Annotated in this window: 29 protein-coding genes; 24 read left to right on the top strand and 5 right to left on the bottom strand. The window is 42.3% G+C overall.

The features are described from left to right. Positions 1–239 precede the first annotated feature (239 nt). The 5 genes from OCV88_RS12260 to OCV88_RS12240 all read left to right on the top strand — a co-directional run bounded on the left by OCV88_RS12260 (position 240) and on the right by OCV88_RS12240 (position 3,329). Positions 240–911 (top strand): helix-turn-helix domain-containing protein, encoded by a 672-nt coding sequence (locus OCV88_RS12260; protein ID WP_002322214.1) that lies wholly within the window; start codon positions 240–242, stop codon positions 909–911. 310 nt (positions 912–1,221) lie between these two features. After that, the gene (locus OCV88_RS12255) at positions 1,222–1,701 is read left to right on the top strand and encodes an MGMT family protein (RefSeq protein ID WP_002322212.1); all 480 of its coding nucleotides are present in this window, start codon (positions 1,222–1,224) and stop codon (positions 1,699–1,701) included. A gap of 307 nt (positions 1,702–2,008) precedes the next feature. Then, a complete protein-coding gene (dfrF, locus tag OCV88_RS12250; protein WP_002322211.1) occupies positions 2,009–2,503 on the top strand; it encodes a trimethoprim-resistant dihydrofolate reductase DfrF in 495 nt (164 codons plus the stop codon). Between the two features lie 83 nt (positions 2,504–2,586). Beyond that, a complete protein-coding gene (locus OCV88_RS12245; protein ID WP_010775277.1) occupies positions 2,587–2,982 on the top strand; it encodes an SRPBCC family protein in 396 nt (131 codons plus the stop codon). Positions 2,983–3,008: 26 nt separating this feature from the next. Next, positions 3,009–3,329 (top strand): TfoX/Sxy family protein, encoded by a 321-nt coding sequence (locus OCV88_RS12240; RefSeq protein WP_004612621.1) that lies wholly within the window; start codon positions 3,009–3,011, stop codon positions 3,327–3,329. Between the two features lie 344 nt (positions 3,330–3,673). On the opposite strand, the gene OCV88_RS12235 is transcribed toward OCV88_RS12240, so the two are convergent. Next, a complete protein-coding gene (locus tag OCV88_RS12235) occupies positions 3,674–4,117 on the bottom strand; it encodes a hypothetical protein (protein ID WP_158425740.1) in 444 nt (147 codons plus the stop codon). Between the two features lie 172 nt (positions 4,118–4,289). On the opposite strand from OCV88_RS12235, the gene tig reads away from it, so the two are divergent. The 7 genes from tig (at position 4,290) to OCV88_RS12200 (ending at position 12,755) form a co-directional block, all read left to right on the top strand. Further along, positions 4,290–5,495, top strand: a complete 1,206-nt coding sequence (tig, locus tag OCV88_RS12230) for a trigger factor (RefSeq protein ID WP_262591245.1) — start codon at positions 4,290–4,292, stop codon at positions 5,493–5,495. Between the two features lie 185 nt (positions 5,496–5,680). Beyond that, positions 5,681–6,436 carry a tRNA pseudouridine(38-40) synthase TruA gene (gene truA / locus OCV88_RS12225; RefSeq protein ID WP_158425738.1) on the top strand — a complete coding sequence of 252 codons (756 nt, stop codon included), beginning with the start codon at positions 5,681–5,683 and terminating at the stop codon, positions 6,434–6,436. Continuing rightward, complete coding sequence (gene recJ, locus OCV88_RS12220) at positions 6,436–8,202, top strand: single-stranded-DNA-specific exonuclease RecJ (protein WP_158425875.1); 1,767 nt, start codon at positions 6,436–6,438, stop codon at positions 8,200–8,202. The genes truA and recJ overlap by 1 nt, the downstream gene beginning before the upstream one ends. 26 nt (positions 8,203–8,228) lie before the next feature. Beyond that, positions 8,229–9,167 carry a DUF1002 domain-containing protein gene (locus OCV88_RS12215; RefSeq protein WP_158425737.1) on the top strand — a complete coding sequence of 313 codons (939 nt, stop codon included), beginning with the start codon at positions 8,229–8,231 and terminating at the stop codon, positions 9,165–9,167. Between the two features lie 9 nt (positions 9,168–9,176). Then, positions 9,177–9,929 carry a class I SAM-dependent DNA methyltransferase gene (locus OCV88_RS12210; RefSeq protein ID WP_158425736.1) on the top strand — a complete coding sequence of 251 codons (753 nt, stop codon included), beginning with the start codon at positions 9,177–9,179 and terminating at the stop codon, positions 9,927–9,929. Between the two features lie 13 nt (positions 9,930–9,942). After that, positions 9,943–10,842, top strand: a complete 900-nt coding sequence (gene hslO, locus OCV88_RS12205; protein WP_158425735.1) for an Hsp33 family molecular chaperone HslO — start codon at positions 9,943–9,945, stop codon at positions 10,840–10,842. Beyond that, positions 10,839–12,755 (top strand): NAD(+) synthase, encoded by a 1,917-nt coding sequence (locus tag OCV88_RS12200; RefSeq protein WP_158425734.1) that lies wholly within the window; start codon positions 10,839–10,841, stop codon positions 12,753–12,755. Before hslO ends, OCV88_RS12200 begins: the two co-directional genes overlap by 4 nt. 139 nt (positions 12,756–12,894) lie before the next feature. Here OCV88_RS12200 and OCV88_RS12195 read toward each other — a convergent pair whose 3' ends face one another. Further along, positions 12,895–13,104, bottom strand: a complete 210-nt coding sequence (locus OCV88_RS12195; protein WP_158425733.1) for a hypothetical protein — start codon at positions 13,102–13,104, stop codon at positions 12,895–12,897. Between the two features lie 347 nt (positions 13,105–13,451). Here OCV88_RS12195 and OCV88_RS12190 point away from each other — a divergent pair, with 347 nt between their 5' ends. From OCV88_RS12190 to OCV88_RS12155, 8 genes are all read left to right on the top strand, one after another. Then, complete coding sequence (locus tag OCV88_RS12190; protein ID WP_158425732.1) at positions 13,452–13,775, top strand: PadR family transcriptional regulator; 324 nt, start codon at positions 13,452–13,454, stop codon at positions 13,773–13,775. Then, complete coding sequence (locus OCV88_RS12185) at positions 13,772–14,383, top strand: DUF1700 domain-containing protein (protein ID WP_158425731.1); 612 nt, start codon at positions 13,772–13,774, stop codon at positions 14,381–14,383. The genes OCV88_RS12190 and OCV88_RS12185 overlap by 4 nt, the downstream gene beginning before the upstream one ends. A gap of 7 nt (positions 14,384–14,390) precedes the next feature. After that, positions 14,391–15,341: a DUF4097 family beta strand repeat-containing protein gene (locus OCV88_RS12180; RefSeq protein WP_158425730.1), complete on the top strand. Its 951-nt coding sequence runs from the start codon at positions 14,391–14,393 to the stop codon at positions 15,339–15,341. A 65-nt stretch (positions 15,342–15,406) separates the two neighbouring features. Beyond that, on the top strand, positions 15,407–15,601 hold the full coding sequence (locus OCV88_RS12175; RefSeq protein ID WP_158425729.1) for a PspC domain-containing protein: 195 nt from the start codon (positions 15,407–15,409) through the stop codon (positions 15,599–15,601). A 1-nt stretch (position 15,602) separates the two neighbouring features. Then, complete coding sequence (locus OCV88_RS12170; protein ID WP_158425728.1) at positions 15,603–16,721, top strand: CapA family protein; 1,119 nt, start codon at positions 15,603–15,605, stop codon at positions 16,719–16,721. A 281-nt stretch (positions 16,722–17,002) separates the two neighbouring features. Further along, a complete protein-coding gene (locus OCV88_RS12165; RefSeq protein WP_158425727.1) occupies positions 17,003–17,941 on the top strand; it encodes a flavodoxin family protein in 939 nt (312 codons plus the stop codon). A 26-nt stretch (positions 17,942–17,967) separates the two neighbouring features. Then, positions 17,968–18,828, top strand: coding sequence for an acetyl-CoA hydrolase (locus OCV88_RS12160; RefSeq protein WP_158425726.1), 861 nt, complete (start codon positions 17,968–17,970; stop codon positions 18,826–18,828). A 244-nt stretch (positions 18,829–19,072) separates the two neighbouring features. After that, positions 19,073–19,552, top strand: a complete 480-nt coding sequence (locus OCV88_RS12155; RefSeq protein WP_158425725.1) for a flavodoxin — start codon at positions 19,073–19,075, stop codon at positions 19,550–19,552. Between the two features lie 94 nt (positions 19,553–19,646). Here the strand turns inward: OCV88_RS12155 and OCV88_RS12150 are convergent, their stop codons facing one another. The 3 genes from OCV88_RS12150 to OCV88_RS12140 all read right to left on the bottom strand — a co-directional run bounded on the left by OCV88_RS12150 (position 19,647) and on the right by OCV88_RS12140 (position 22,944). Next, positions 19,647–20,393, bottom strand: coding sequence for an SDR family NAD(P)-dependent oxidoreductase (locus tag OCV88_RS12150; RefSeq protein ID WP_158425724.1), 747 nt, complete (start codon positions 20,391–20,393; stop codon positions 19,647–19,649). 234 nt (positions 20,394–20,627) lie between these two features. After that, positions 20,628–22,559 carry a heavy metal translocating P-type ATPase gene (locus tag OCV88_RS12145; RefSeq protein ID WP_158425723.1) on the bottom strand — a complete coding sequence of 644 codons (1,932 nt, stop codon included), beginning with the start codon at positions 22,557–22,559 and terminating at the stop codon, positions 20,628–20,630. Positions 22,560–22,668: 109 nt separating this feature from the next. Next, positions 22,669–22,944, bottom strand: a complete 276-nt coding sequence (locus tag OCV88_RS12140; RefSeq protein ID WP_158425722.1) for a metal-sensing transcriptional repressor — start codon at positions 22,942–22,944, stop codon at positions 22,669–22,671. Positions 22,945–23,164: 220 nt separating this feature from the next. Here OCV88_RS12140 and OCV88_RS12135 point away from each other — a divergent pair, with 220 nt between their 5' ends. Genes OCV88_RS12135 through OCV88_RS12120 form a run of 4 tightly spaced genes read left to right on the top strand, consistent with a single transcriptional unit; the run spans position 23,165 to position 25,648 of the window. Further along, positions 23,165–24,010, top strand: coding sequence for a metallophosphoesterase (locus tag OCV88_RS12135; protein ID WP_158425721.1), 846 nt, complete (start codon positions 23,165–23,167; stop codon positions 24,008–24,010). A gap of 7 nt (positions 24,011–24,017) precedes the next feature. Next, complete coding sequence (locus tag OCV88_RS12130; protein WP_158425720.1) at positions 24,018–24,506, top strand: MogA/MoaB family molybdenum cofactor biosynthesis protein; 489 nt, start codon at positions 24,018–24,020, stop codon at positions 24,504–24,506. Positions 24,507–24,532: 26 nt separating this feature from the next. Beyond that, complete coding sequence (locus OCV88_RS12125) at positions 24,533–25,240, top strand: MBL fold metallo-hydrolase (protein ID WP_158425719.1); 708 nt, start codon at positions 24,533–24,535, stop codon at positions 25,238–25,240. A 36-nt stretch (positions 25,241–25,276) separates the two neighbouring features. Continuing rightward, entirely contained in the window at positions 25,277–25,648 is a 372-nt protein-coding gene (locus OCV88_RS12120) for a VOC family protein (RefSeq protein ID WP_158425718.1), read from the top strand. Positions 25,649–25,658: the final 10 nt, after the last annotated feature.

The following is a 25,658-nucleotide window of genomic DNA, read 5'->3' as shown; positions in this document are numbered from 1 at the left end:
AACCTTATTTTCGGTCTGATAGTCTATGCTTATTCATGCTATCAAAATGAAAATACATCTTTTCTATGCTTACTCAAGCGTGTGATTGACCCTAGCGTGCTTAATCACTCTATCTGATACGATAATAACGCCATTAGAATTACTTGTCAAGAAGTTTTTGTTGACTTTTAGATATATATTAAGTATGATATGCTTATAAATACCAAGAAAAGCAATGAAAGGAGTGTTTATACTAAGTCATGGAGCATTACGAAAAGAAAATCAGTTTCTTAGGAGAGAACATACAGACCATAAGAAAGCATAGAGGAATGAAACAACAGGAACTTGCGGACAAAATCGGTATCAATATGCAGAGCCTTTCCAAGATTGAACGTGGCGTGAATTATCCTACCTTTGATACGCTGGAAAAGATAATGGACGTGCTGGGAGTAACACCCAATGAATTATTGTCGGGAGAATGGAAGTATATTGACCACACCGAGCCCTATATCATGGATATTATCAAACGGGAACAAGACTTCAATGTTTCCTTAGATTACCTGTCTGAAAATGAATTTTTCGATGATGAAAAAGAATGCACATTTTACAAGGCATATAAACTCATACAGTATATCCATAACTACATTACCAATGAGGTTACGGAGTTGGAAGAACTTATGGAAATCAAGCAGTTGATACAGCGTCAAAAACTGGAACGCATGATAAAAGTACATAAGGAAATGCGAGGGTTAGACCGATACAGAGAACAGCCCAAAGAGTATAAATACCATGACCCTTATGATGATTGGATATTTCGTCAGCTTGCGGATATAGACAACAGAAACAACATTCCCGACACTTCTCCACAAGTAGACTTCAATGAAGCAGACTATGAAGATTATCTAAAGGCGAAATGGAACAGAGGTCTTTAATTTCCTCTTGCATGGAAGATACAGCAAACAAAAAGCCCAGTAAAGAGTGCAAAGCACCACCAATGGTGGCAAGGCTCTTGACAGGGCTTTTTCTTTTCTGTTGTGGGGTAATCAAGAGGAAGAAAGAAAAAGTGTGCATTTTTGTTCCATAAATGCTAAGGGTATGCTGATTTTTATTGTGGCGGATATATGGAACTGTTATAATATGGATATGAAGAAAGCGACAAATTTGAAAGTGTTAATAATTTTCAAACAGCCTCATTGCATGGAAATAAGAAACAGACTATCCTTAAAGTAGGAGGTGGCACAAATGGCAAATGAAGATAAAAAAGATTTTAATGCTATGTTGCATGATAGTAAGGATATGCCAAAATTTCAAATTATCATAGACCAGAAAAGTATTGAGAAATATGGTGGAAACAAAATGTATTTTGCTCCCCCGATTGACTATGACAAAGTAATGAAAAAAGTTCCGTATGGTAAAGTGATTACGGTTGGAAAAATACGAGAACACTTTGCAAAATTGAGTGGTGCAGATTTTACAGAGCCGATTACAGCGGGTATATTTGTTTCTATTGTAGCGTGGGCGAGTTATCAGCGTTCCGAAGATGAAACACCCTATTGGAGAACATTAAAAGCAAACGGAGAATTAAATGCTAAATATCCAAATGGTATTGAAGCACAGAAAGAAAAATTAGAAGCAGAGGGACATACCATTATTCAAAAGGGGCGTAAAAATATACGATACTATGTAAAGGACTATGAAAATTCTCTTTTTGATTTGAAATAGGCAAATTCTATTTCACAATTTCATATCTCTATACACAAAGCAGTTAGTCTTAGGATTGACTGCTTTTTTCATACCTAAATTTCAGATTGGAGTGATGAAATGGTGTTTGTTAGAGCTGTTCAGTAAGATTATCGGTGCATAAAATTTTATTGTGGTGCAGATATGAAAATGATATAATGTGGATATGAAGAAAGCGACAAACTTGAATTTGTCGAGCTGGTTAGTTCGAGATAATTTTGAGTTTGTTAAGATGTGGTGCACTTGATGGAATCACAGGTACGACATCATATTATGGAGGATGAAATAGATGATAGGTTTGATTGTTGCGAGGTCAAAGAATAATGTTATAGGCAAGAATGGTAATATACCATGGAAAATAAAGGGAGAACAAAAGCAATTTAGAGAGTTAACAACGGGTAATGTGGTTATTATGGGGCGAAAGTCTTATGAAGAAATCGGTCATCCGTTGCCTAATAGAATGAATATTGTTGTTTCCACCACAACAGAGTATCAAGGAGATAATTTAGTTTCAGTTAAATCATTAGAAGATGCATTATTATTGGCTAAAGGACGAGATGTATACATATCTGGTGGATATGGACTATTTAAGGAAGCTTTGCAAATAGTAGATAAAATGTATATCACAGAAGTAGATTTAAATATTGAAGATGGAGATACATTCTTTCCAGAATTTGATATCAATGATTTTGAAGTTTTGATAGGGGAAACACTTGGTGAGGAAGTGAAATATACGAGAACATTTTATGTAAGGAAAAATGAATTGAGTAGATTTTGGATTTAGGGTGTTTTCATAAATATATTGCTTTTTATGCATATATAAATTGTTGTAAGACAAATTCCAGTTTGAAAAGGGGAAATGAAAAAGTGGCAATTTCAAATATAAATACAATTATTAGTAATGATATTCAAAAAGTTTGGAACATTGTTTTAGCTGTTGATAAATATAACTCATGGCGAAGTGATTTGAGCAAAACAGAAATAATAAATGACAAACAATTTATTGAATACACAAAAAATGGATATGCTACTACATTTACCGTTACCGTTGCAGAACCATATAAACGCTGGGAATTTGATATGGAGAATAGCAACATGAAAGGTCATTGGATTGGTGTTTTTATAGACAAAGGGAATGAAACACAAATAGACTTTACAGAAAATGTGATACCTAAAAAGTGGTTTATGAAACCTTTTGTAAAAACCTATTTGAAAAAACAACAAAAGCAATTTGTTCTGGACTTAAAGAAAGCATTGGAATAATAAAATTCAAGATTGGAGGGTTGGAAATGGCTTCAAGTAAAGATTATTTACAATTTGTTTTAGAACAATTATCAGAATTACAAGAAATAACATATCGTGCAATGATGGGAGAATTTATTATTTATTATCGTGGAAAAATCGTTGGCGGTATATATGATGATAGGTTACTTGTAAAACCAACAAAGTCTGCAATTTCTTATATGCCGACAGTTACTTATGAAATTCCATACGAAAACGCCAAAGAAATGTTATTGGTGGAAGAAGTTGATAATAAAGATTTTCTGACGGGGTTATTTGATGTGATGTATGATGAACTACCAACGCCAAAACCTAAAAAGAAAAAATAAACAGCTTCTAGTTTACAATTTCATATCCATATACACAAAGCAGTTAGTTTTAGGATTGACTGCTTTTTAAAAAGACACCATTTAGGTGTAATGATGTCTTTTGGGTGTTATTTTATAGGTCATATCAAGGCTCATTCAATCGTGGTAAATTCGTGGTAAAATGAGTTTTTTCTATACTTCAAAATACTTGAAAGTATAGTGTTTATGCGGATAATCGAAAATTAGATATAAAATTTACTTTAATTTACCAATAAATAGACAAATACTTTTCTTTAAGATATAAAACATTGAGGCACCTTTGTAAAAAAGGTGCCTCAAATACCGTAAGTGCGATTTTTTGTTTTTTATTTTTGTCCCATAAGTCTTGCGAAAAATCCGCGCTTTTTCACAGGCTTTTCGATTGGTCCACGGATTCCACGGATTCCGGTGATGTAAAGACCGCTGACGGTTGCTTTTACTTCCTTTTTCAGAGGAATCTCAGCGAAGATTTCGTTTTCAGCTACAAAAAGCATGATTTTTGGTCCGACTTTTGCTTTTACTACCGGAACTTTGGATCTGCGCAGATACCAGGGTGACTGGTCGATCATCTGCTGGGGAAGTCCGGAAGCCTTCAGCGGAAGCTTCTTTTTATCAATAACAAGCATGGATATAGTCTGCTTCATGCTCTCTATGGTTTCCTGCTGCTCATCGCGTTTCCTCTGCATTTTTTTGCCTAGGAAATAGAAAATAATTAAGACAACGATAACGGCAGCAGCAACTATAATTAATGAAATAACTGCTGGACTCAATGCAATACCCTCCCTTATTTAATTCGTTCAACATTCGAGTAATTGTAACATTGTTTGTCCTAAAAATCAATAGAGTCTTCCTTTTTGAGGCAAATTATGATATCTTGATAATGATATGTCAAAATGCATATCCATAGAAAAGCGCTATTTATGGAGTGAAAGGACAAAAATAATGAAGAAAAAATTGATTATGCTTCTGGCAGCAGCTATGACTGTTTCCGTAGTGTTTGCCGGATGCGGAAACAAAGAGGATGAGACGAACAGTTCAAGTTCAGAAGCCTATTCTCTTGAAAATGAACCTACAAATTATAAAGCAAAGGATATGTTGAAAAGTACGGACTATGATGTTCAGGATTATGTAAAGCTTGGAGATTATAAGGACATTGCGGTAGAAGTAGACAAGTCTTTGGAAGTAACAGATGAGAATGTAAAGACGGCAGCCAATACTACACTGGCCCAGTACCCCAATTATGTGGAGACGGACGGCAAAGCAGAAGACGGCTCCAAAGTTAATATTGATTATACAGGAACCGTTGACGGAAAAGAGTTTGACGGCGGAAGCGCAGAAGGGGCTGACCTGACGTTAGGCTCCGGCAGCTTTATTGACGGATTTGAAGACGGACTTGTGGGACATAAAGCCGGCGAGGAAGTTACCCTTAATCTGAAATTCCCGGATGACTATTCTGCAAATAAAGATCTGGCAGGAAAAGATTCTGTATTTAAAGTAAAAATCAATAAAGTTTACAATGCCGAAACTATGGATTATGATCATCTTACAGATGATTATGTAAAAGAAAATTTCTCAACAACCTATGGTCTCAGCACAGTGAAAGCATTCAAGGACAGAATGAAGGACAGCCTGGAAAACCAGAGAGATGTGGCGGTACAGAAAGCATTTCTTGAAAAGCTGGTTGGAAAATCAGAAATTAAGATTCCGGACGGCCTGGTTGAAGAGCGGGTACAGCAGACGATGGATTCTTATGAAGAGAGCTGCACACAGTACGGAATGGAGCTGGAGGATTATATTAAGAACATGTACGGACAGTCTGTGGATGAGTATGAAAAGACGCTGAAGACAGAGCTGGAATCCAGTGTAAAGGAAGAGCTGGTTTTGGAAGAGCTTGTAAGAGAACTTAAATGTAAGGTGCCATCCAGCGAATTTATTTCTTTTGTGCAGTACTATGCTCAGCAGTACAGCATGTCTGAGTCTGATTTTATAAAACAGTGCGGCGGAAAAGATTATCTGATCTTAAACTATGCGGAATATTATAAGGCGCTTCCGGAAGCTGCCGAGAACGCGAAGGTTACTTATGCGGATACAAGCAGCGATTCAGATTCTGATAACAATACGGAATCTGACAGCGGCCAAGAGAAATAACGGTATTCCCTACTGGGTACAGGGAATAGCAAAGGCAGTAAAAATTTAATGAACGGGGGAAAATGATTTGAAGAGCGAAGCATTTTCCTCCGTTTATGTTATTGGGAAAGTTCTCCAAACACCCCTGCAGCATAAGCACACATTTTGTGTGCCGGTGCGCACTGGAGCAAAGATAAGGAAAGACTATGAACATAAAATTATATATACAGTACGAAGGAACCCGTTATCGGGGATGGCAGAGGCAGAAGCTGACAGATCAGACCATTCAGGGAAAACTGGAAAAGATATTGTCCAGGCAGTTTGGACGGGATATTGAGATTTACGGCTCTGGCAGAACCGATGCCGGAGTGCATGCCAGATGCCAGGTAGCTAATTTCCACCTGAAAAAAGAAGAAGCAGAGCGGTTTGGCGGAAATTTTGGGGATCTGGCAGAGATGTTAAATGAATATCTCCCGGAAGATATTGCAGTACTTCGGGCGCAGGAGGCCTCTGAACGTTTCCACAGCCGTTTAAATGTATGCAGGAAAACATATGTATACCGTATCTGGAATTCTCAAATTCCAAATGTATTTGAACGCCGGTATGTCTGGCAGATGGCAGAGCCTTTAAATATAGAGGCCATGAGGCAGGCGGCAGAAGTTTTGTGCGGGGAACATGATTTTGCAGCGTTTTGCGGAAACCCCAAAATGAAAAAATCTACTGTGCGGACAATATACAGTATCCAAATTGAGCAGCTGGGGCCGGAGGTAAGACTTTCGTTTACCGGCAGCGGTTTTTTACAGAATATGGTCCGGATTCTCACCGGAACGCTGGTGGAGACAGGAAGCGGAATGCGCAGTGCAGAAGAAATGACAGAAATACTAAAGTCAAAGGACCGTCAGAGAGCAGGAATGAAAATGCCCTCCCAGGGACTGACTTTGTGGGAAGTGAATTACGATTGATGGAAGAAAAATGGGTGGTAGCAGGAAAACATGCGGATTTTCAGGCTATCGGAAAGGAATTTGGCATTGATCCGGTAATAGCCCGGGTCATCCGAAACCGGAATCTGACTCAGACAGAGCAGATCTGGTATTATCTAAATGGCAGGAAGGAGGATCTTTATGATCCCCATCTGATGAAGGATGTGGTAAAAGCCGCAAAAATCATCAGGAATAAAATAAACAGCGGGAAAAAAATAAGGATTATCGGAGATTATGATATCGACGGTGTGCAGGCATCCTATATTTTGCTGAAAGCACTAAGGCGGTGCGGCGCCCGGGTGGATATTGTGATACCGGACCGGATGAAAGACGGGTACGGCATCAATGAGCACCTGATTACTCAGGCAGAGGAGCAGGGAATTGATACAATTTTAACCTGCGACAACGGTATTTCAGCTATTGAACCCATTCATATGGCAAAACAGCTGGGGATGACAGTGGTGGTGACGGATCACCATGATATTCCCTACCGGGAAGAAGACGGAGCCATAGTATATCTGTCCACAGAAGCGGATGCGGTGGTAAATCCAAAACAGCAGGAATGCAGATATCCCTTTAAAGGTCTGTGCGGTGCATCTGTGGCATATAAATTTGTACAGGTATTATATGAAGTGTCCGGCATTAACCCGGCAGAAGCAGATATATTTATCGAAAATGCGGGATTTGCCACAGTGGGGGATGTGATGGATCTTCAGGATGAAAACAGAATCCTTGTGAAACTGGGGCTTGAAATGCTGAATCATACGTCAAATCCGGGGATGAAGGCGTTGATTTTACAAAATAAGCTGACGTTTGGGTCCATCAAAGCCTATCATATCGGATTTAAGATCGGGCCCTGTTTAAATGCCAGCGGCCGCCTTGATACGGCCAGGCGTTCTTTAAAGCTGCTTTTGTGTGAAGATGAAATTGAAGCGGCAAAACTGGCCTCAGAGCTGACGGCGCTCAATGAAGAGCGAAAGGATATGACGGTGCTGGCTGTGGAAGAAGCCAGGGGGGAAATCCAAAAAAAGCATATGCAGGATGATAAAGTGTTAGTTGTTTTTCTGCCGGACTGCCACGAAAGTCTTGCAGGAATTGTGGCAGGCCGGTTAAGAGAAGCCTATCACAGACCGGCGCTTGTAATTACCAGAGGAGAGCAGGGGGCCAAAGGCTCCGGGCGTTCCATTGAGTGTTATTCCATGTATGAAGAACTGAATAAGTGCAGGGAGCTGTTCACAGGATTTGGCGGACACCCCATGGCTGCAGGGTTTTCTCTGCCGGAAGAGAATATAGAACTGCTGCGGCAGTGTCTGAACCGCAATGCCAAGCTTTCAAAGGAAGATCTGATTCCCAAAATAGTGATTGATGTGCCGATGCCTGTAGACTACATAACAAAAAAGCTGATTCTGCAGCTAGAGCAGTTAGAGCCTTTTGGAAAAAGTAATGAAAAACCGGTATTTGCAGATCATAATCTGGAAATCTGTTCGCTGCGGATTCTGGGGAAGGATCAAAATGTGGTAAAAATGAATCTGTTAAGCCAGCATGGAAGCCGAATAGAGGGCGTATATTTTGGAGATCCAAAAAATTTAGAGTTGTCTGTTGCGCAGAAATATGGCAATGTAAAAGCAGAAGGTCTGCTGTCAGGCAGACATGTACCCGGAATCCGTATGCATATGACTTATTATCCGGATATAAACTGCTATCAGGGAACGGAAAGTCTGCAGATAAAAGTTACCGGTTTTTGTTAATATTATAAAATTTAAGGAGTGATGGCATGAAAAAATACTGGAAAAAGGGATTTTGCTTATTGCTGGCAGGTGCATTGTCAGTGGGAATGGGAGTTACTTCTTTTGCAAAGACTTCGGATGCATCAGGGAATGACGGAGAAGTGGTTGTTTCGCAGGGGGACAAACCGTACTTAGCGCTTGGAGAGGATCTTTCTGCAAAACAAAGATCTGCCGTACTAGAGCTGCTTGGTGTGAAAGATGGCAGTCTGGATGATTACGATGTAGTTTATATTTCCAATGATCAGGAGCACAAATATCTGGACGATTATATTCCAAAAAGTAAAATCGGAACCAATGCCTTATCCTCTGTTGTTGTTTTAAAAGGTGACAAAGGAAGCGGCGTGAATGTAACTACAAAGAATATTAATTACTGTACCACCGGAATGTATGAAAACGCTATGGTGACAGCGGGGATGGAGGATGCTAAGGCCATTGTGGCGGCGCCTTTTGAAATTTCCGGAACCGCGGCGCTGGTGGGTGTAATCGAGGCTTATACGGTGATGAGCGGTGAGGAAATAGATGAGGAACAGGTGGACGCAGCTGTCAACGAGATGGTAATTACCGGAGAGATTGAGGAGGAGACCGGCAAGACAGACCAGATTGAGGGCATGGTTGCATATTTAAAGGAGCAGGTGGTCAGCGGGGAAGTGAAAACCAAGTCTCAGATGAAGGATGCTATTGATGAGGCTGAAGAAAAGTTTGAGGTAACTCTCACCAAAGAGCAGCAGCAAAAACTCATAGAGCTTCTGGAAAAAATTGATGATTTGGACCTGGATCTTGACAGTTTAAAACAGCAGGCGCAGAATATTTATGATAAGTTATCTGATCTTGGTATGAATATTGATACAGAAGCGTTAAAAAGTGAAGCAAAAGGATTTTTTGCAAGGCTGATACAGGCAATCAAAGATTTCTTTTCAAATTTATAAGGAGAACAGATGGAAGCGTATACCGGATTTGCGGAAGTATATGATACATTTATGGATAATGTTCCCTATGAATTGTGGGGAAATTATTTGTGGAAAATTTTAAAAGAACATGGGATCAATGACGGTCTGGTGCTGGATCTTGGCTGCGGAACCGGGAAAATTACCCGGTTTCTCAGCAAAAAGGGCTATGATATGATCGGCGTGGATTTATCAGAAGAAATGCTGGAAGTGGCAGGAAGGCAGGATACAGAAGGGATTTTGTACCTGCAGCAGGATATGAGGGAATTTGAGCTGTACGGCACTGTGGGCGCAGTGGTAAGTGTCTGCGACTCTGTGAACTATCTTCTGGAGGAGGAAGAGCTGCTTACTGTTTTTTTGCTTGTTAATAATTATCTGGATCCCGGCGGAATCTTTGTTTTTGATTTAAACACAATTTATAAATACAGCCAGGTCATCGGGGATGCTGTAATCTGTGAGAACAGAGAACATGCCAGCTTTATCTGGGAAAACTATTTTGATGAGGAATCTTCCATAAATGAATATGCACTGACGTTATTTATTGAGGAGGAAGCGGGGCTGTTCCGCAGATATGAAGAGTTCCATTACCAGAGAGCATATGAACTTTCAAAGATTGAACAGCTGTTAAAGCAGGCCGGACTTGAGCTATTAGCTGTGACAGATGAAGAGGGAAACAGTCCCGGACCGGAATGTGAACGGGTATATTTTATTGCCCGGGAATGTTTAAAAAAACAAGAAGTGTAAGAAGAGGTGTTACATGAGCAAAATAGAAGTAAAAACAGAAGACGGGGATTATATTGTAAGAGCCACAGCGGCGGAAAGTTCCATCCGGGCATTTGCCGTAACATCAAGGAATCTGACCGAGGAGGGACGCAGGCGGCATAACAGCAGTCCTGTGGTGACGGCGGCTCTGGGACGTCTCATGTCAGGGGCTGTTATGATGGGAGCCATGATGAAGGGAGACAACGATCTTTTGACCATTCAGATAAAGTCCGGCGGCCCTTTGCGGGGAATGACCGTGACGGCGGACTCTCATGGACATGTCAAGGGTTATCCGGTTGTGCCGGATGTAATGCTGCCTGCCAATGCTAAGGGTAAGCTGGATGTGGCAGGCGCTGTTGGCCCCGGGATTATGAACGTAATTAAAGATATGGGTTTAAAAGAACCTTATGTGGGACAGATTGCCCTGCAGACCAGTGAGATTGCAGAAGATCTCACGTATTATTTTGCGACTTCCGAACAGGTGCCCTCAGCAGTCGGGCTTGGGGTTTTGATGAATAAGGATAATACGGTAAAGCAGGCCGGAGGATTTATTATTCAGCTGATGCCTTTTACCAGTGAGGAGATCATCAGCAGACTGGAGGAAAAACTGGCACAGGTGACTTCTGTTACAGAGCTGCTGGATAGAGGCAGTACGCCTGAGCAGCTGCTGGAACATATTCTGGGAGAATTTGGACTGGAGATTACAGACCGGATGCCTGCAGAGTTTTATTGCAGCTGCTCCAAAGAGCGTGTGAAAAAGGCGGTAGTCAGCATCGGAAAAAAAGAACTGAATGAGATGATTGCAGAAGGAAATCCTGTAGAGGTGCGGTGCGATTTCTGCAATACGGATTATACGTTCAGTATTGATGAATTAAAGGAGATTGTAAAACAGTGAAACAGGGATTTATAAAGGCTGCCGCAGTAACCCCCAAAATAAAGGTGGCGGATCCAAAATATAACGGAAAATTGATCTGCAGGCTGATTGATGAGGCTGTAAAGGAGCAGGCGAAAGTCATTGTATTTCCGGAGCTCTGCCTGACCGGATACAGCTGCGGAGATTTGTTTTTGCAGGAATTGCTGCTGACAAAAGCAAAAGAAGCTCTGCAGGAAGTGGCGGCGCATACGCGGCAGAAGGACTGTCTGGTGTTTGTGGGGCTGCCGTTAGAGTATAATGGAAAACTTTATAATGTGGCTGCGGCCCTGTCCGGGGGACGGGTACTGGGGTTTGTGCCCAAAACCCATGTTCCCGGATATAATGAGTTTTATGAGCAGCGGCATTTTACAAGAGGCATGAGAGGCGCTGTTATGGTGGATGCCGGAGACGGAAGGCAGGTGCCAATGGGGACAAAGCTTTTGTTTTCCTGCCGTCAGATGCCGGATTTAAAAATTGCAGCGGAAATCTGTGAAGATCTTTGGGCGCCTAATCCTCCCAGTATTGGACATGCTCTGGCAGGAGCTACGCTGATGGTAAATCTTTCTGCCAGTGATGAAACTACCGGGAAGGATATTTATCGTCAGAATCTTGTTGCCGGGCAGTCAGCCCGGCTTGTATGCGGCTACATCTATGCCAGCGCCGGAGATGGAGAGTCTACCCAGGATGTGGTGTATTCCGGACATAATCTCATTGCTGAAAACGGGAATATTTTAAAAGCTGCCAGACGGTTTTTGAATGAAGCTATTTATACGGAAATTGATATACGCAGATTAAAAGAAGAGCGGCGCAGAATGACAACCTTTGAAATGTCAGAGGACCTCTATACAGAGATTTTATTTGATCTGAAAGAAGAAGAAACAAATCTGACACGCTTTGTAGATCCAAGACCCTTTGTTCCTGACGGAAAAGCCGCAAGAGATAAGCGGTGCCAGGAGATTCTTGAGATTCAGGCAATGGGACTGAAAAAACGTCTGGAGCATACCGGATGCAAAACTGCTGTTGTGGGAATCTCCGGGGGACTGGATTCCACGCTGGCTCTGCTTGTAACGGTCCGGGCTTTTGATCTGCTGAAAAAGGACCGGAAGGGAATTTTAGCTGTGACTATGCCGGGATTTGGAACTACAGACCGGACGTATGATAATGCGGTGAATTTGATCCGGTGCCTTGGCGCAGAGTTTTTGGAAGTAAGTATTAAAGATGCCGTAAAGATTCATTTCTGCGATATCCGGCAGGATCCCAATCTGCATGATGTGACCTATGAAAACAGTCAGGCCAGAGAGCGGACGCAGATTTTGATGGATTTGGCTAATAAAGCCGGTGGTATGGTAATTGGAACGGGTGATCTGTCTGAACTGGCTCTTGGGTGGGCAACTTATAACGGGGATCATATGTCTATGTACGGGGTTAATTCCTCCGTGCCAAAAACGCTGGTCCGCCATCTGGTGCAGTATTATGCAGATACCTGCGGGGATGAGAAGCTCTCAGCAATTCTTTTAGATGTGCTTGATACTCCTGTAAGCCCGGAACTGCTGCCGCCGGAAGACGGTAAGATTTCTCAGAAAACGGAAGATCTGGTGGGGCCTTATGAGCTGCATGATTTTTATTTATATTATGTGCTGCGGTTTGGATGTTCACCGGAAAAAATTTACCGGCTGGCGGTTTATGCTTTTGAAGGAATGTATGATAAAGTGACGATATTAAAATGGCTGAAGACCTTTTACCGGAGGTTTTTCTCCCAGCAGTTTAAACGTTCCTGCCTGCCGGACGGTCCAAAAGTGGGTACAGTGGCAGTTTCCCCAAGGGGGGATCTCAGAATGCCAAGCGACGCCAGCGCCGGAATCTGGCTGGATGAGCTAGAGCAGATCACAGTCTGAAGGCAGAGAATAAAGATAAAACAATTCGAGAAGAAATAAAGAAGAAGTACAGAAAATGAGTTCAGATATCTTATCAGATGAATCTGAAGATGAACCATTTTTTGTACTTCTTTTTTAGCTGTTATCAGGAAACCGGCGGTTATTCCTTGCCCTCATCCAGTTCCTTTTCCCACTGGGATACGGTGTCGCCTAGTATTTTAAGTACTTCCTCTTCATCCAGCTGGTTATAAGCTTCGGAAATATTTTCTAACTTATCAAAAAAACTTTCCTGTTTTTTATCTGTACTGCCGCAGGCAGAACCACATGTGTGGCAGTTATGTGTGCATTGATTCATTAATTTTTCGTCCATATAAAATAAAACTCCTTTCTGCAGCATATTTGGAAACACTTCCTTACATCATGTAAGGAAGTGTCCATTCTGTTGCTATTGTGCATCTATAAATCACAAACCGGAAGATACAGACTAACGGTTTGTGTGACTAAAGTATACTATATTCTTTCAAAATAAACTACAAAAAATTGCAGAGTTCACATAAATTTTAAAATATAAAACACTCTGTGGGAAAATCGTATTTAGACTTGTGAATTACAAACAAAACAAGTTGACAAACAATATTATATGACATATAGTATTAGAGGAAATATAATATTATAGAAAGATAAATAAATCAGCTGTAAAGGGCAGGGAGTGATGACATGGTATTTAATACAGGAGCAGCCCTTCTTGATGCGATCGTTCTTGCTGTTGTGTCAGCAGAAGAGGAGGGAACATACGGATATAAAATTACCCAGGATGTCAGGAAAGCAATTGAGATTTCAGAGTCTACTCTTTATCCGGTTTTAAGACGTCTGCAGAAAGATGAGTGTCTGGAAGTTTATGACATGGAATGCGGAGGCAGAAACCGAAGATATTACAAGATAACAGAGAAAGGTTCTGCGCAGCTAAAGCTTTACAAATCAGAGTGGGTTATATATTCAACAAAAATCTCAAATCTGTTTTCGGGAGGAAAGAACATATGAAGCAGGATAGATTTTTAAAAGAGCTGGAATATCTTTTGTCAGATATTTCAGCGGAGGAAAGAGAGGAAGCACTTGAGTATTACAGGTGCTATTTTGAAGATGCCGGAATGGAAAACGAGGCTTCTGTAATTGAAGAGCTGGGTTCCCCGGAAAAGGTTGCTTATACAATTAAAGAAGGTCTGTCAGGAGAGATGCGGGGGGAATATACAGAACGGGGATATTATACGTTTGAGAGTAAACAGACGCCGTCACCGAAAGTAAGGCCGGCTGCCGGCTGGTTTCCATTTTGGCTGATTGCGGTGATTGGAGTTGTGACTGCATTTACAGCTGTGATCTGTGTTCTGGTGGCAGTGGCCGCGGCACTTGGACTGGCAATGGCTGCGGCTTTTCTCTGGGCAGTTATTATGTGTATCTTTGGTGGAGCCGTTTCTGGTGTTGCATTTGCATCCCTGGCAGTTATCGGGGGCAGTCTGTTTTGTTTTGCCGCAGGGCTTCTTTTACTTCTGGCATTTGCGGCTTATTGTAAAAATGCTTTACCGCCGGCTGTAGAAGGTCTTTGTAACGGAATGAAAGCTATAATAAGAAAGATTCCGGGCCGAAAGGAGTAGTGTGATTATGAAGAGATTTACAAAATGGTGTTTGATCAGTGCTTTTATACTTGTGATCATTGGTGTGATTCTGGTTGGCACGGCTGCTGTGAAGGGATTTTCCTGGATTTCACTTAAGGAGGGCCAGAGGGCAGGCACTTTTCAGGTGGGGCCCTTTGATGTTTCTGTAACCGGTCCCTTTGGGGTCAGAGTGGGGGTTCATCAGGAGCAGGAGTATTCCGGTAAAGGTACTGATTTGAAATCCTATACATTTGATAAGAATGAAATTAAAGAACTGAAGCTGGATGTGGGAGCCGGGGATGTGGAAATCAGGGAAGGCAGCAATTTGGATGATACCATAACTGTGGCGGTAGACACCCGTTATGCCGATTACGATGTAGTTCAGAATCAGAATACACTGACAATTGAAAAGGGCAGCTTTAAAGTGAATATTGGACTCAGTAACCGGCATTACGGCCCGGATGTTTTAATAACAGTTCCGAAAGATATTTATTTTGAAACAATGGATTTCAGTGTAGGGGCAGGAGACCTGACTGTCCAGGCCGCTATGATGGCGGATATATGTTCGCTGAGAACAGGAGCCGGGGATCTGGAATATACAGGAGATCTGACTGTCAATAAATCAGCGGAATTTACGGTAAACAGCGGCGATATTACTCTGGATGAGCTTTTGTGTGCCGGCTCTTTAAATGCCAGCTGTGGTGCAGGCGACTTTGATATAAGCGGAACGGTACAGGGAGATCTGAATGCCTCCTGCGGTGTGGGAGATATGAGTATAGAGCTTTTAGGGGAACCAGATCAGTATAACTACGTATTATCCTGTGGTGCAGGAGATCTCACTGTTAATGGAAACAGTTATACCAGTTTAAAACATGAATTGAATTTAAAAAACAATGATAATCTGCCTGACATTTATTTGGACTGCGGCGCGGGAGATTTGTATTTTAGACTTGATTAATTTCTTTAAAAATGCATACTATAACTATATAAGAAATGGCTTGTTTCAGGAAGGAGATGCATTTTATGAAGGATAAAAAACTTTACCGTTCAAATAAAAATAGGATTTTGTGCGGCGTCTGCGGAGGGATCGGAGAATATTCAGGAATTGACCCAACGTTAATCAGACTGCTTTGTCTGATACTCTGCGTAATTTCTATTGGCGGGGGGATTCTTGTTTATCTCATCGGTGCAATTATTATGCCAAAGGATCCGGACTGATATGAAAGGACTAAAGAGAAAGGCGGCTGCGGCCATGGGCCTGTGTCTGGCCCTTGTGCTGTGGGGCTGCGGCACAGAGAAGGATAAGAAAAGCGGGGTGTCTGTAACCGGAGAGATTGTAGAGGGCTCTGTAGAAACGAAAGAGGTACTGCAGCCTGAGATTGAGGAAAAAAAGCAGGAACCATTTACCATGCTGTTTACCGGTGATATTCAGATGGGAAGCAATATTACAGCGGCCTATGATGGGGCAGGACTGAGCGGGATTTTATCGGATGAGCTTCAGCAGCAGATGAAAAATGCGGATATTACCATGGTAAACGAGGAATTTCCCTTTGGGACAGGAGGTACTAAGGCGCCGGATAAACAATTTACATTTAAGACAGATCCGTCTTATGTGAAGATGTTCCAGGAGACGGGAGTGGATATTGTATCCCTGGCGAATAATCATGTACTGGATTTTGGGCAGGATGTATTATCTCAGACATTTGAGACGCTGGATCAGGCGGGGATTCCTTATGTGGGAGCCGGAGAGACGCTTAAGCGGGCATCTGCCTGTGAAACTATTGAAGTAAACGGAACTAAGGTAGGATTTTTGTGTGCATCCAGAGTGATACCGGTGGTGGACTGGGATGTGAGAAACAGTCAGCCAGGTGTATTTACAACTTATGATCCCCAGCTGCTGGTAGAACAGATCCGGAAAGCTGAGAAGGAAAATGATCTGGTGGTAGTTTATGTACACTGGGGAATTGAAAAAGCAGAAGTACCCGAAGAGTATCAGAAAGTACTGGCACATGCTTACATAGACGCAGGGGCAGATCTGGTGATTGGATCTCATCCTCATGTGCTTCAGGGAATTGAATATTATAAAGAGGTACCTATCGTTTACAGTCTTGGCAATTTTATGTTTAATCCAACCATTGAAAGAACTGCTGTTTTAAAGGTGGCTGTAGATGAAAATCAGAAGCTTTCTCTTAAAATGATTCCCGCTGCAGCATCTAATTCAAAGACATCTGAGCTTTCCGGCAAAGAGGCACAGGCGGTCTTAAATTATATGGAGCAGATTTCTTTTGATGTAGAGATTGATGAAAATGGTGTGATAGTACCGGCGGAACAGGAATAAGCTGCTCTGCCGGGCTTTTTTTTGCTGTTTTTGGATCTTGTATTACAGGAAAAACAAGGTCTTATCCACTTTTTGCATAAGTAAAAAATATGAATTGTGAAAAATGGCGAAATTCCGTGAAAAAACTGTCAGAGTTATATAGAGATGGAGGGGCATAGCACATAGGAAGAGGAAATACTTAATGCAATTTGTATATTGGACATTCAATTTTTGGGAATTTATAATAAAATCACACAAAAAGGTCTTATTATGGTATATTGATAAAAACAGGAGGAAACGGAATGAAAATTTTAGGTATTTCTTATGGTACTAAAAATGGAAACAACGATGCAATGTGTAAAGAAGCATTGATGGGGGCACAGGAAGCAGGAGCGGAAATCGAATTTATCCAGATGCAGAACCTTGATATTAAACACTGCACCGGATGTATTGCCTGTGTAAAATCGCTGTTTGGCGGAAAGGGAAACCTTTGCGTATTAAAGGATGATTTCCCATGGCTGCTGGACAAAATGCTGGATGCAGATGGAATTATCAGTACAGTTCCTATTTTTGAAAAAGGTTCTACTGGTTTATTCCATACAGTAACAGATCGTTTTGGTCCCCGTATGGACAGAGGAAATAATATCATTGCTGATAAAATTTCCAGAGAAAACGGCGGTCCGGGAGTAGATCCACGGGTATTAAAAGAAAAAGTAGTTTCTTATATGGCTATCGGAGGATCAGACTGGGCAACACGTGTACAGGTAGACTGTGCAATGCAGGCTCTGACACCAAAGTGGACAGTTATTGACAATGATGTATTTGGATGGTCTAAAGGAATCCTTATGAATGATGAAGCTCTTGCAAGAGCACACCAGATTGGTGTAAATATTGCAAATGCTGCAAAAGATCCTGAAAATGCAAAATATCTTGGTGAGAAAGGTGTATGTCCGCACTGCCACAGCAAAGAGTTTTACATTGATCCATGTACAAGCGCTGCAACCTGTGATCTGTGCGGTATGGTTGGAAAGCTGGAGAATGTTGCAGGCAAGCTTACTTTTGTATTCCCGGAAGAGCAGCTTGAGCATGCACATGATACAATTCCAGGTAAGTTTATTCATGCAAATGATATCCAGGAAAACGAAGGTAAACTGGCTGAAATGCAGAAAAATAATCCGGAATTTAAAGCGCGTAAGAAGAAATATATGGAATTTATCCAGTCATCTGTACCTGAAAAATAATTTTTATATCCAAGGAGGCTATTAAAATGGCAGATTTTAAATTTGAACCGATGAGAAGTCTTATCTATGTAGACTGTGCCTGCGAAGACTACAGACCAAAACTGCAGAGATGGCTTTATAAAACCCATGTTCCGGACAGTATTGCACAGTTTGAGCCGTATGTTACAAAATATGCATTCTATCCGTCTTTCCCAATGCCGCCTCAGGGCGACCGTTTTGGATATGCCAGAATGCAGCTGACAGAGCATCACTGGCTGGTAAGCGATCTGGATCCGAGACTGTCAATCAAAGCAGTTGCAGAGACCTTCCCCATGGATGTTCTTGTATGGCAGGGAAATCTTCCGGCAGCAGTTCTTGAAGCAAAACATGAAGATCAGATGGACAGCGACGGTGATGTGGGAAATGAAGCGCGCCAGACAGCTGTAGAAGGTGCAAATCCATTTATTTTCTGCTTCCTTCCAATGTGGTGGGAAAAGGACATCAAAGGAAAAGGAAGAACCATTGAAGATGGAGCAAATTACCGCTGGAATGTAGCCATTGGTTTTCCGGAAGGCGTTTCTAAAGAGGAAGGCGAGAAATGGTTATTTGAAGAAGTTCTGCCAATTTTTGAAGTAGCTCCGGAGTGTACACGTATTCTTGCAAGCAATGTAAAGAAAGATATTAACGGATGTGTGATGGATTATGTTCTGGAACTGTGGTTTGAGAATGAATCCGGATGGTATAAAACTGCAGTAGAAGGAACAAAAGATCTGAAGAAACCGTCATGGGCTCAGCAGGAGCAGTTCCCGTTCCTGAAACCATATCATAATATTTGCAGCGCATGTGTTGCTGACTTTACAATGAGCAATAATTTAGTAAACTATCACGGATACATACCGATGAGATAGTAAAGTATTTAAAAGTTTAGCCCCTTGATCGGAAGTGGGGGGTGTTATATTACAGGCACAAAAAGGTTGTCCTTTCTATATGTTTTGGTTGTTTTGCCTTAAATTTATAGAAATGGAACTTTTTGTGCCTGTTTATTAATGTTATGCCTGAAACGTATCACAGACCATTTGCAGGAAGTATTAGACATCACAGGCAGAGCGTTTTATACTGTGAGAAAGGTAATATTTGAAAGGAGCATGAAACATGGAAAAAACATTAGTGGCATATTTTTCAGCCAGCGGAGTAACTGCACAGGCAGCGGGAATACTGGCACAGGCGGCGGATGCAGATTTATACGAAATAAAACCAAAGATTCCTTATACAAAAAAAGATCTGGACTGGATGGATGAAACCTCTAGAAGTTCCAGGGAGATGAAAGGGAATGCTCCGTATCCGGAACTTTTGGACACCGATGCAGATATAAATAGGTATCAAAATATTATGCTGTGTTTCCCGATATGGTGGTATATAGCACCGACCATTATAAACAGATTTTTAGAAAGCTATGATTTTACAGGGAAGAACATCATTTTATTTGCAACTTCCGGCGGGAGCGGATTTGGAAAAACCATAGAGAAATTAAAGGGAAGCATATCCGCAGAGGCGAAAATAGCAGAAGGAAAAATGTTAAATGGAAATCAGTCAGCAGAACAGCTGAGAAAATGGCTGCAGCAGGTAAAGTAAACGCAAGCAGAAAGATATAATGATAGATAATTTTAAAAGCAGGAAATCCGGCCGGCAAAAGCCGATGTTTCCTGCTTTTAAGACTTTTTATAATCTAGGCTCTTGCAGCACCATCTACAGATAATACTTCACCAGTTACATAACTTGCCATATCGCTTGCCAGGAATAAAAAGGCATTGGCGATATCTTCAGGCTCTGCCATTCTGCCAAGAGGAATACCTGCGCATACAGCCTTCACCATTTCGTCAGGCAGAGCTGCCACCATATCTGTTCTTGTTACTCCGGGAGCAACTGCGTTGACACGGATATTGTCTTTTGCAAGCTCTCTAGCCAGTGAAAGCGTCAGGCCGTTTACAGCAAATTTGCTGGCAGGATAGCCGACGCCGGATGGCTGACCGGAAATACTTACCATAGAACTTGTATTTAAAATACATCCGCCCCCTTGTTCTTTCATGATTTTGGCCGCCGGCTGAATCGTATAAAACAGCGCTTTGACATTCAAATCCATGATCTTGTCAAACTCGCCCGGCTGATAATCGTAAAGACTTGTACTCTGTGCGATTCCTGCGTTATTTACGAGAATATCCACTTTTCCGTATGTTTCTTTTACGGCAGAGATGGCATCTGCCACTGCCTGAGGATCTGATAAATCCGGAAACATGCCCTCAGCGGACCACTCAGGATTTGTCTCTTTTAAGGCTTTCACAGCCTTTTCTACAGTCTCTTTTCTGGAACCAAACAAAACAACAGCCGCACCGTTTTCCAGAAATTTGCGGACAATGGCATTGCCGATTCCTCTTGTACCGCCCGTTACAATTGCTACTTTTCCTTTTAATAACATAAAATATACCTCCTGATCGTTTTTCACAGTCGCTTGATCCTGCTGCTTCGCAGTCGCTTGATTTTCTTCGAATGCAAATCCTCCAAAATCCATCTGCTTCGCATCTGTCGTGCCAGAGGCACTAAAAGATTTTGTCACTACCATATCAGAGAAAATCAAATGCCTGCTTCACAGTCGCTTGATTTTCTTCTGATATGGTATATTGTACATAGTTTAGTACAATGTTACAAGTGATTACTTTTCTGATAGTGGCAGGGCGCTGCCTGTTTTTGGTGCAGGCCGGGATGGCTGGTAATTGTTTTTCTGCTTCCAATTCAACAGCAGTGCGGAGTTTATGATTACGATGACGGAGCCTGCGTTATGCACCAGCGCACCGATTACCGGATTTAAAATTCCTGTGACTGCCAGAATAATAGCGATAAAGTTCAGGGTCATGGAAAATGTGAGGTTACATTTTATGGTGGTCATCATGCGTCTAGACAGAGAGAGCAGGTGGGGAAGCTCGCAGATTTGATCGTTGATTAATGTTATATCGGCGGCATCCACGGCGATATCGCTTCCGATTCCCCCCATTGCGATTCCTACATGGGCTGCTTTCAGTGCGGGAGCATCGTTGATTCCGTCTCCTATCATACATACCTGTTTCCCGGAAGCTTCATATTCTTTTATTTGTGACAGTTTGGTTTCGGGCAGACAGTTTGCATGTACTTTTTTAATTCCAAGCCGGTCTGCGATATAAGCTGCGGCATTTTCATTGTCACCGGTGAGCAGTACAGGGGTGGTGCCGGATTGCTGCAGGTTATGAATGGTATTGGCCGCATCGCTTCTGAGGGTATCTGACAGGGCGATAAAACCGGAAAAGTGCTGGTCAACGGTACAGTAAATAATGGTGCTTCCTGTTTTTAGAAAGCCTTCTGCCTGCAGTTTAACTGTATCAGGAAGACAGATCTTATGTTCAGACAGCAGGGCAGTATTACCTGCCAGAATTTCATGGCCTTCTACAGTGGCGCGGACTCCGCGTCCCGGAATCATTTGAAAGGTCTGCGGCTGGGGAACCGGGGTACGGTATGTTTCCTGCCAGGAGGAAATAACTGCTTTTCCTAAGGGATGCTCGGAACGTAATTCTGCCCCTGCGATCAGACGGAAAAGTTCCTGTTTTGTCTGGTCTTTATTAATGCTGCGGACGGAAATGACCTTGGGTGTTCCATGGGTCAGCGTTCCTGTTTTATCAAAGGTGAGTACAGAAACTGCGGCCAGCCGTTCTAAAGCATCTCCTACACGAACTAAAAAACCATGTCTGGTTGCATTTCCGATGGCTGCCATAATCGCAGTAGGTGTGGCAAGCACCATTGCACAGGGGCAGAAAACAACAAGTATGGTAACGGCCCGTATCATCTCCCCGCTGATCAGCCATGTGAGTGCGGCGGCGGCTAAAGCAATAACAACGATCCAGGTAGCCCACCGATCGGCAATTCCTACAATTTTTGCCTTTCCGGCGTCTGCGGACTGAACAAGACGTATCATCCTTTGAATGGAGCTGTCTTCTCCGACTTTAAGGGCTTTCATATCAAAGGAGCCAAATTGATTAACCGTGCCGCTGGATACCGGATCGCCGGCTTCCTTATCAACCGGAAGGGATTCGCCGGTCATGACTGACTGATTAATAGAGGTATGGCCGGAGAGGATGATGCCGTCAACCGGCACAGTTTCTCCGGGAAGAACCCGCAGAATATCACCTATATTTACCTGTTGGGCGGGAATAACGGTTTCTGTGGTATCGGTTATTTTCCGGGCAGTCCGGGGGGTTAGATGCACTAATTTTTCAATGCCGGCTTTTGCTCTGGCAACTGTCATATCTTCCAATAATGCTCCTAACTGCATGATGAAGGCAACTTCACCTGCGGCGAAGTCTTCCCGGATTATGATAGAGGCGGCCAGTGCAATAGAGACAAGGACGTCAGCCTTTATATCGAACTCTGTAACAAGCCCGATCACCGCTTCTAAAATAATGGGAATCCCGCAGAGGAGAATAGCGATCCATGCGGGATCAAGGCCCAGGGGTCTGAAGCGGAAAATACTTGCAAGCAAGGCTGCGCCGGAAACAGCCAGAAAGGCAATATCTTTTTTGACGCCTCCAAGGCTTAGTACTTTTTTTAATAGGTCCATAGAAAATTCCTCCTTTTATACCTATAGGGGTATAGATATATAATACCCATGGGGGTATAATAAGTCAAGGAAAAAGAAAAACCAGTCTGTAAAAGACTGGCTTAGAGTACTAATTCATATTTGCAAAGCGTTCCACTGCTTTTGTAAAGCTGGCAATTGTTTTATCTGCGTCACCGTGTTCAATACCATCCCGGACACAATGTCTGATATGCCCTTCGAGTACCACCTGTCCTGATTTGTGAAGGGCAGATTTTGCAGCGTTGATTTGAGAAAGAATATCTTCACAGGGAACATCTTCATCAATCATACGGTCTATGGCCTGTACCTGGCCGATAATTTTTCTCAATCTTCTGTGAAGATTGGCGGAATCCATACATTGTTTCATACTGTCACCTCCTAAAATACCTGTGGGGGTATCTATTTTATTATTTCTGCTTATCAGTATAAAATATTTCAAAGAAAATTGCATTATAGAATTAAAATAATTCACGATACCTTTCACATACTGGAAAAACGAAATTTACAAAACAGTTTTTCTTGTCTGAACTGTTTACGAGGGGGAAGAATTATGTATAATAAAAGGGCAGATAAAAAAGGATGGATCTATGAGTCAGAAAAAAGGAAATACCATAGTAACCAGATACAAGATAAATTCCGGTGGGGGGATGCCGCAAAAAATTGCTCTTGTGACCGATCTCCATGATAGGTCCGGACAGGAAGCATTAGAGCTGTTGAGGAAGGAAAAACCGGATTTGATTGCGGCGGCCGGAGATTTTATGGAACGGTGCGATGAAGAGAACGGTATCATTACTTCAGCGGAGATGGAGCGCTGGCAGGAAGTTACCAGCAGACACCGGGCGATGTATAAGATAATAAAGACGGTAACGGCAGTGGGCCGGAAATTTTGGGGAGAGCAGCAGCAGAGAGGAGCGGGACTTAAATTTTTGATTCAGGCTGCAAAAATTGCTCCTGTATGTTACAGTGTTGGGAATCATGAGTGGTATTTTTTACCGGAAGATTACAGAAAATTTAAGGAAAATCATATTATTCTGCTGGACAATGAGGATATAGAATTTATAACGGACTCCGGGAGGGTTCTCATTGGAGGACTTTCCACCAGGTATGATCTGGATTGGCTGAAACGCTTTGGGCAAAAAAAGGGAACGAAAATTCTGCTCTGCCACCATCCGGAATATTATAAAAAATTTATCCGGGGAACCGGTCTGGACCAGTTTGATCTGGTTTTGTCCGGACATGTACACGGAGGACAGTGGAGAATTGGAACATGCGGGATTCTGGCTCCCGGACAGGGTTTTTTTCCGGAGTATTGTTATGGCATGTATGATAAGAAGCTTATAATTAGCGGAGGACTGGCCAATACGGCCGGGGTCCCCCGGTTTGGAAATCCAAAAGAAATTGTGATTATTGAGCAGGAAAAAGAAAGGAATTAGAGGAGAGATGAAAGCAGCAATTATTACATCCAGTGATAAAGGATATGCAGGTGAACGAGAGGATGTCAGCGGTCAGGTGATTGCCGATCTGCTTACAGAAGCAGGATATGAGATTATGCGTAAAGTAGTACTGCCGGATGAAAAGCAGATGCTGGCAGATGAAATGAAGGATCTGTGCGATCATGGGGCAGATCTGGTGCTGACTACAGGAGGCACCGGGTTTTCTGTCAGGGATGTGACCCCTGAGGCTACAAAGATGGTAATTGAGCGGGAGGCCAGAGGGATTACAGACGCCATTTTATTTTACTCGCTTTCTATTACGCCCAGGGCAATGCTTTCTAGAGCCATGGCAGGTATCCGGGGAGAAACTTTGATTGTGAATCTTCCAGGGAGTCCGAAAGCAGTCAGAGAAGCTCTTGAGTATATTCTGCCTTCATTGAAACACGGTCTGGAAATTTTAAAAGGACTTGACAGCGAATGCGCCAGAAAAGAATAGTTCTGCTAAAGGTAAGGAAGTAATTTATGATTGTAACATATTTAGGGCACAGTGGTTTTCTTGTGGAACTTAAAAATACGTATCTTTTATTTGACTATTTTACCGGGAAGCTTCCAGAGCTTTCCAAAGAAAAGGAACTTGTGGTGTTTGCCAGTCATGCCCATCACGATCATTACAATAAAAAAATATGGGCGCTGTGGGAGCAGTATCCGAAAGTCCGCTATGTATTGTCTGAGGATATTTCTTACCGGGATGATATGCCAGGGGATGCTTTCGTAACGGAGGCGGCTTTGGATTCCCAGTATGAGATTACATTATCGGATGATTCTGTTATACAGGTGGAAACACTGATATCTACCGATGAGGGAGCCGCTTTCTGGATTGAGGCGGAAGAGAGAAAAATTTATCATGCCGGAGACCTGAACCTGTGGCTGTGGCCGGATGAAAGTGATACATATAATCAGGAAATGAGAAGAAGGTTTTTGGGTGAGATTGAAAAACTGAAAGGAAGGCAGCCAGATGCGGCTTTTCTTCCGCTGGATCCCCGCCAGGGGCAGTATGCATTTGACGGTATGGATGCATATTTGAAAGCATTTCAGCCAAAAACTGTATTTCCCATGCATTTCTGGAAAGATTACAGTATTATTGATTCGTATCTGGAAGAGCGCAGGGACTGCGCTTATATATCAGCCGTACGGCGTATCTGTAAGAAGGGCCAGCAGTTTGTGGTTTAAATGTGTGTATTTTGATTTTGGCAAGGAGGATTTGCGATGAAATTTAAGATGATACATGAAAATTATAATGTTTACGATCTGAAGAAATCTATAGATTTTTATGGAGAGGCTTTAGGATTAACCGAAACAAGAAGAAAGGAAAGCAGTGACGGATCCTTTATTATTGTATATCTCACCAGTGACAGTTCAGATTTTGAACTGGAGCTGACCTGGATGCGGGATATGGACCGTCCTTACAACCTGGGAGATTGTGAGTTTCATTTAGCATTTGAAACAGATGACTTTGAGGCTGCCCATGCACTCCATGAGAAGATGGGATGTATCTGTTTTGAAAACAAAGAAATGGGAATTTATTTTATAGAAGATCCTGACGGATACTGGCTGGAAATTCTTCCCCCAAAAAAGTAAGGCGGCGGCT

The sequence above is a fragment of the Brotonthovivens ammoniilytica genome (assembly GCF_025566885.1).
GTDB lineage: Bacteria > Bacillota > Clostridia > Lachnospirales > Lachnospiraceae > Brotonthovivens > Brotonthovivens ammoniilytica.
This window is presented reverse-complemented; position numbering and strand designations above follow the sequence as displayed.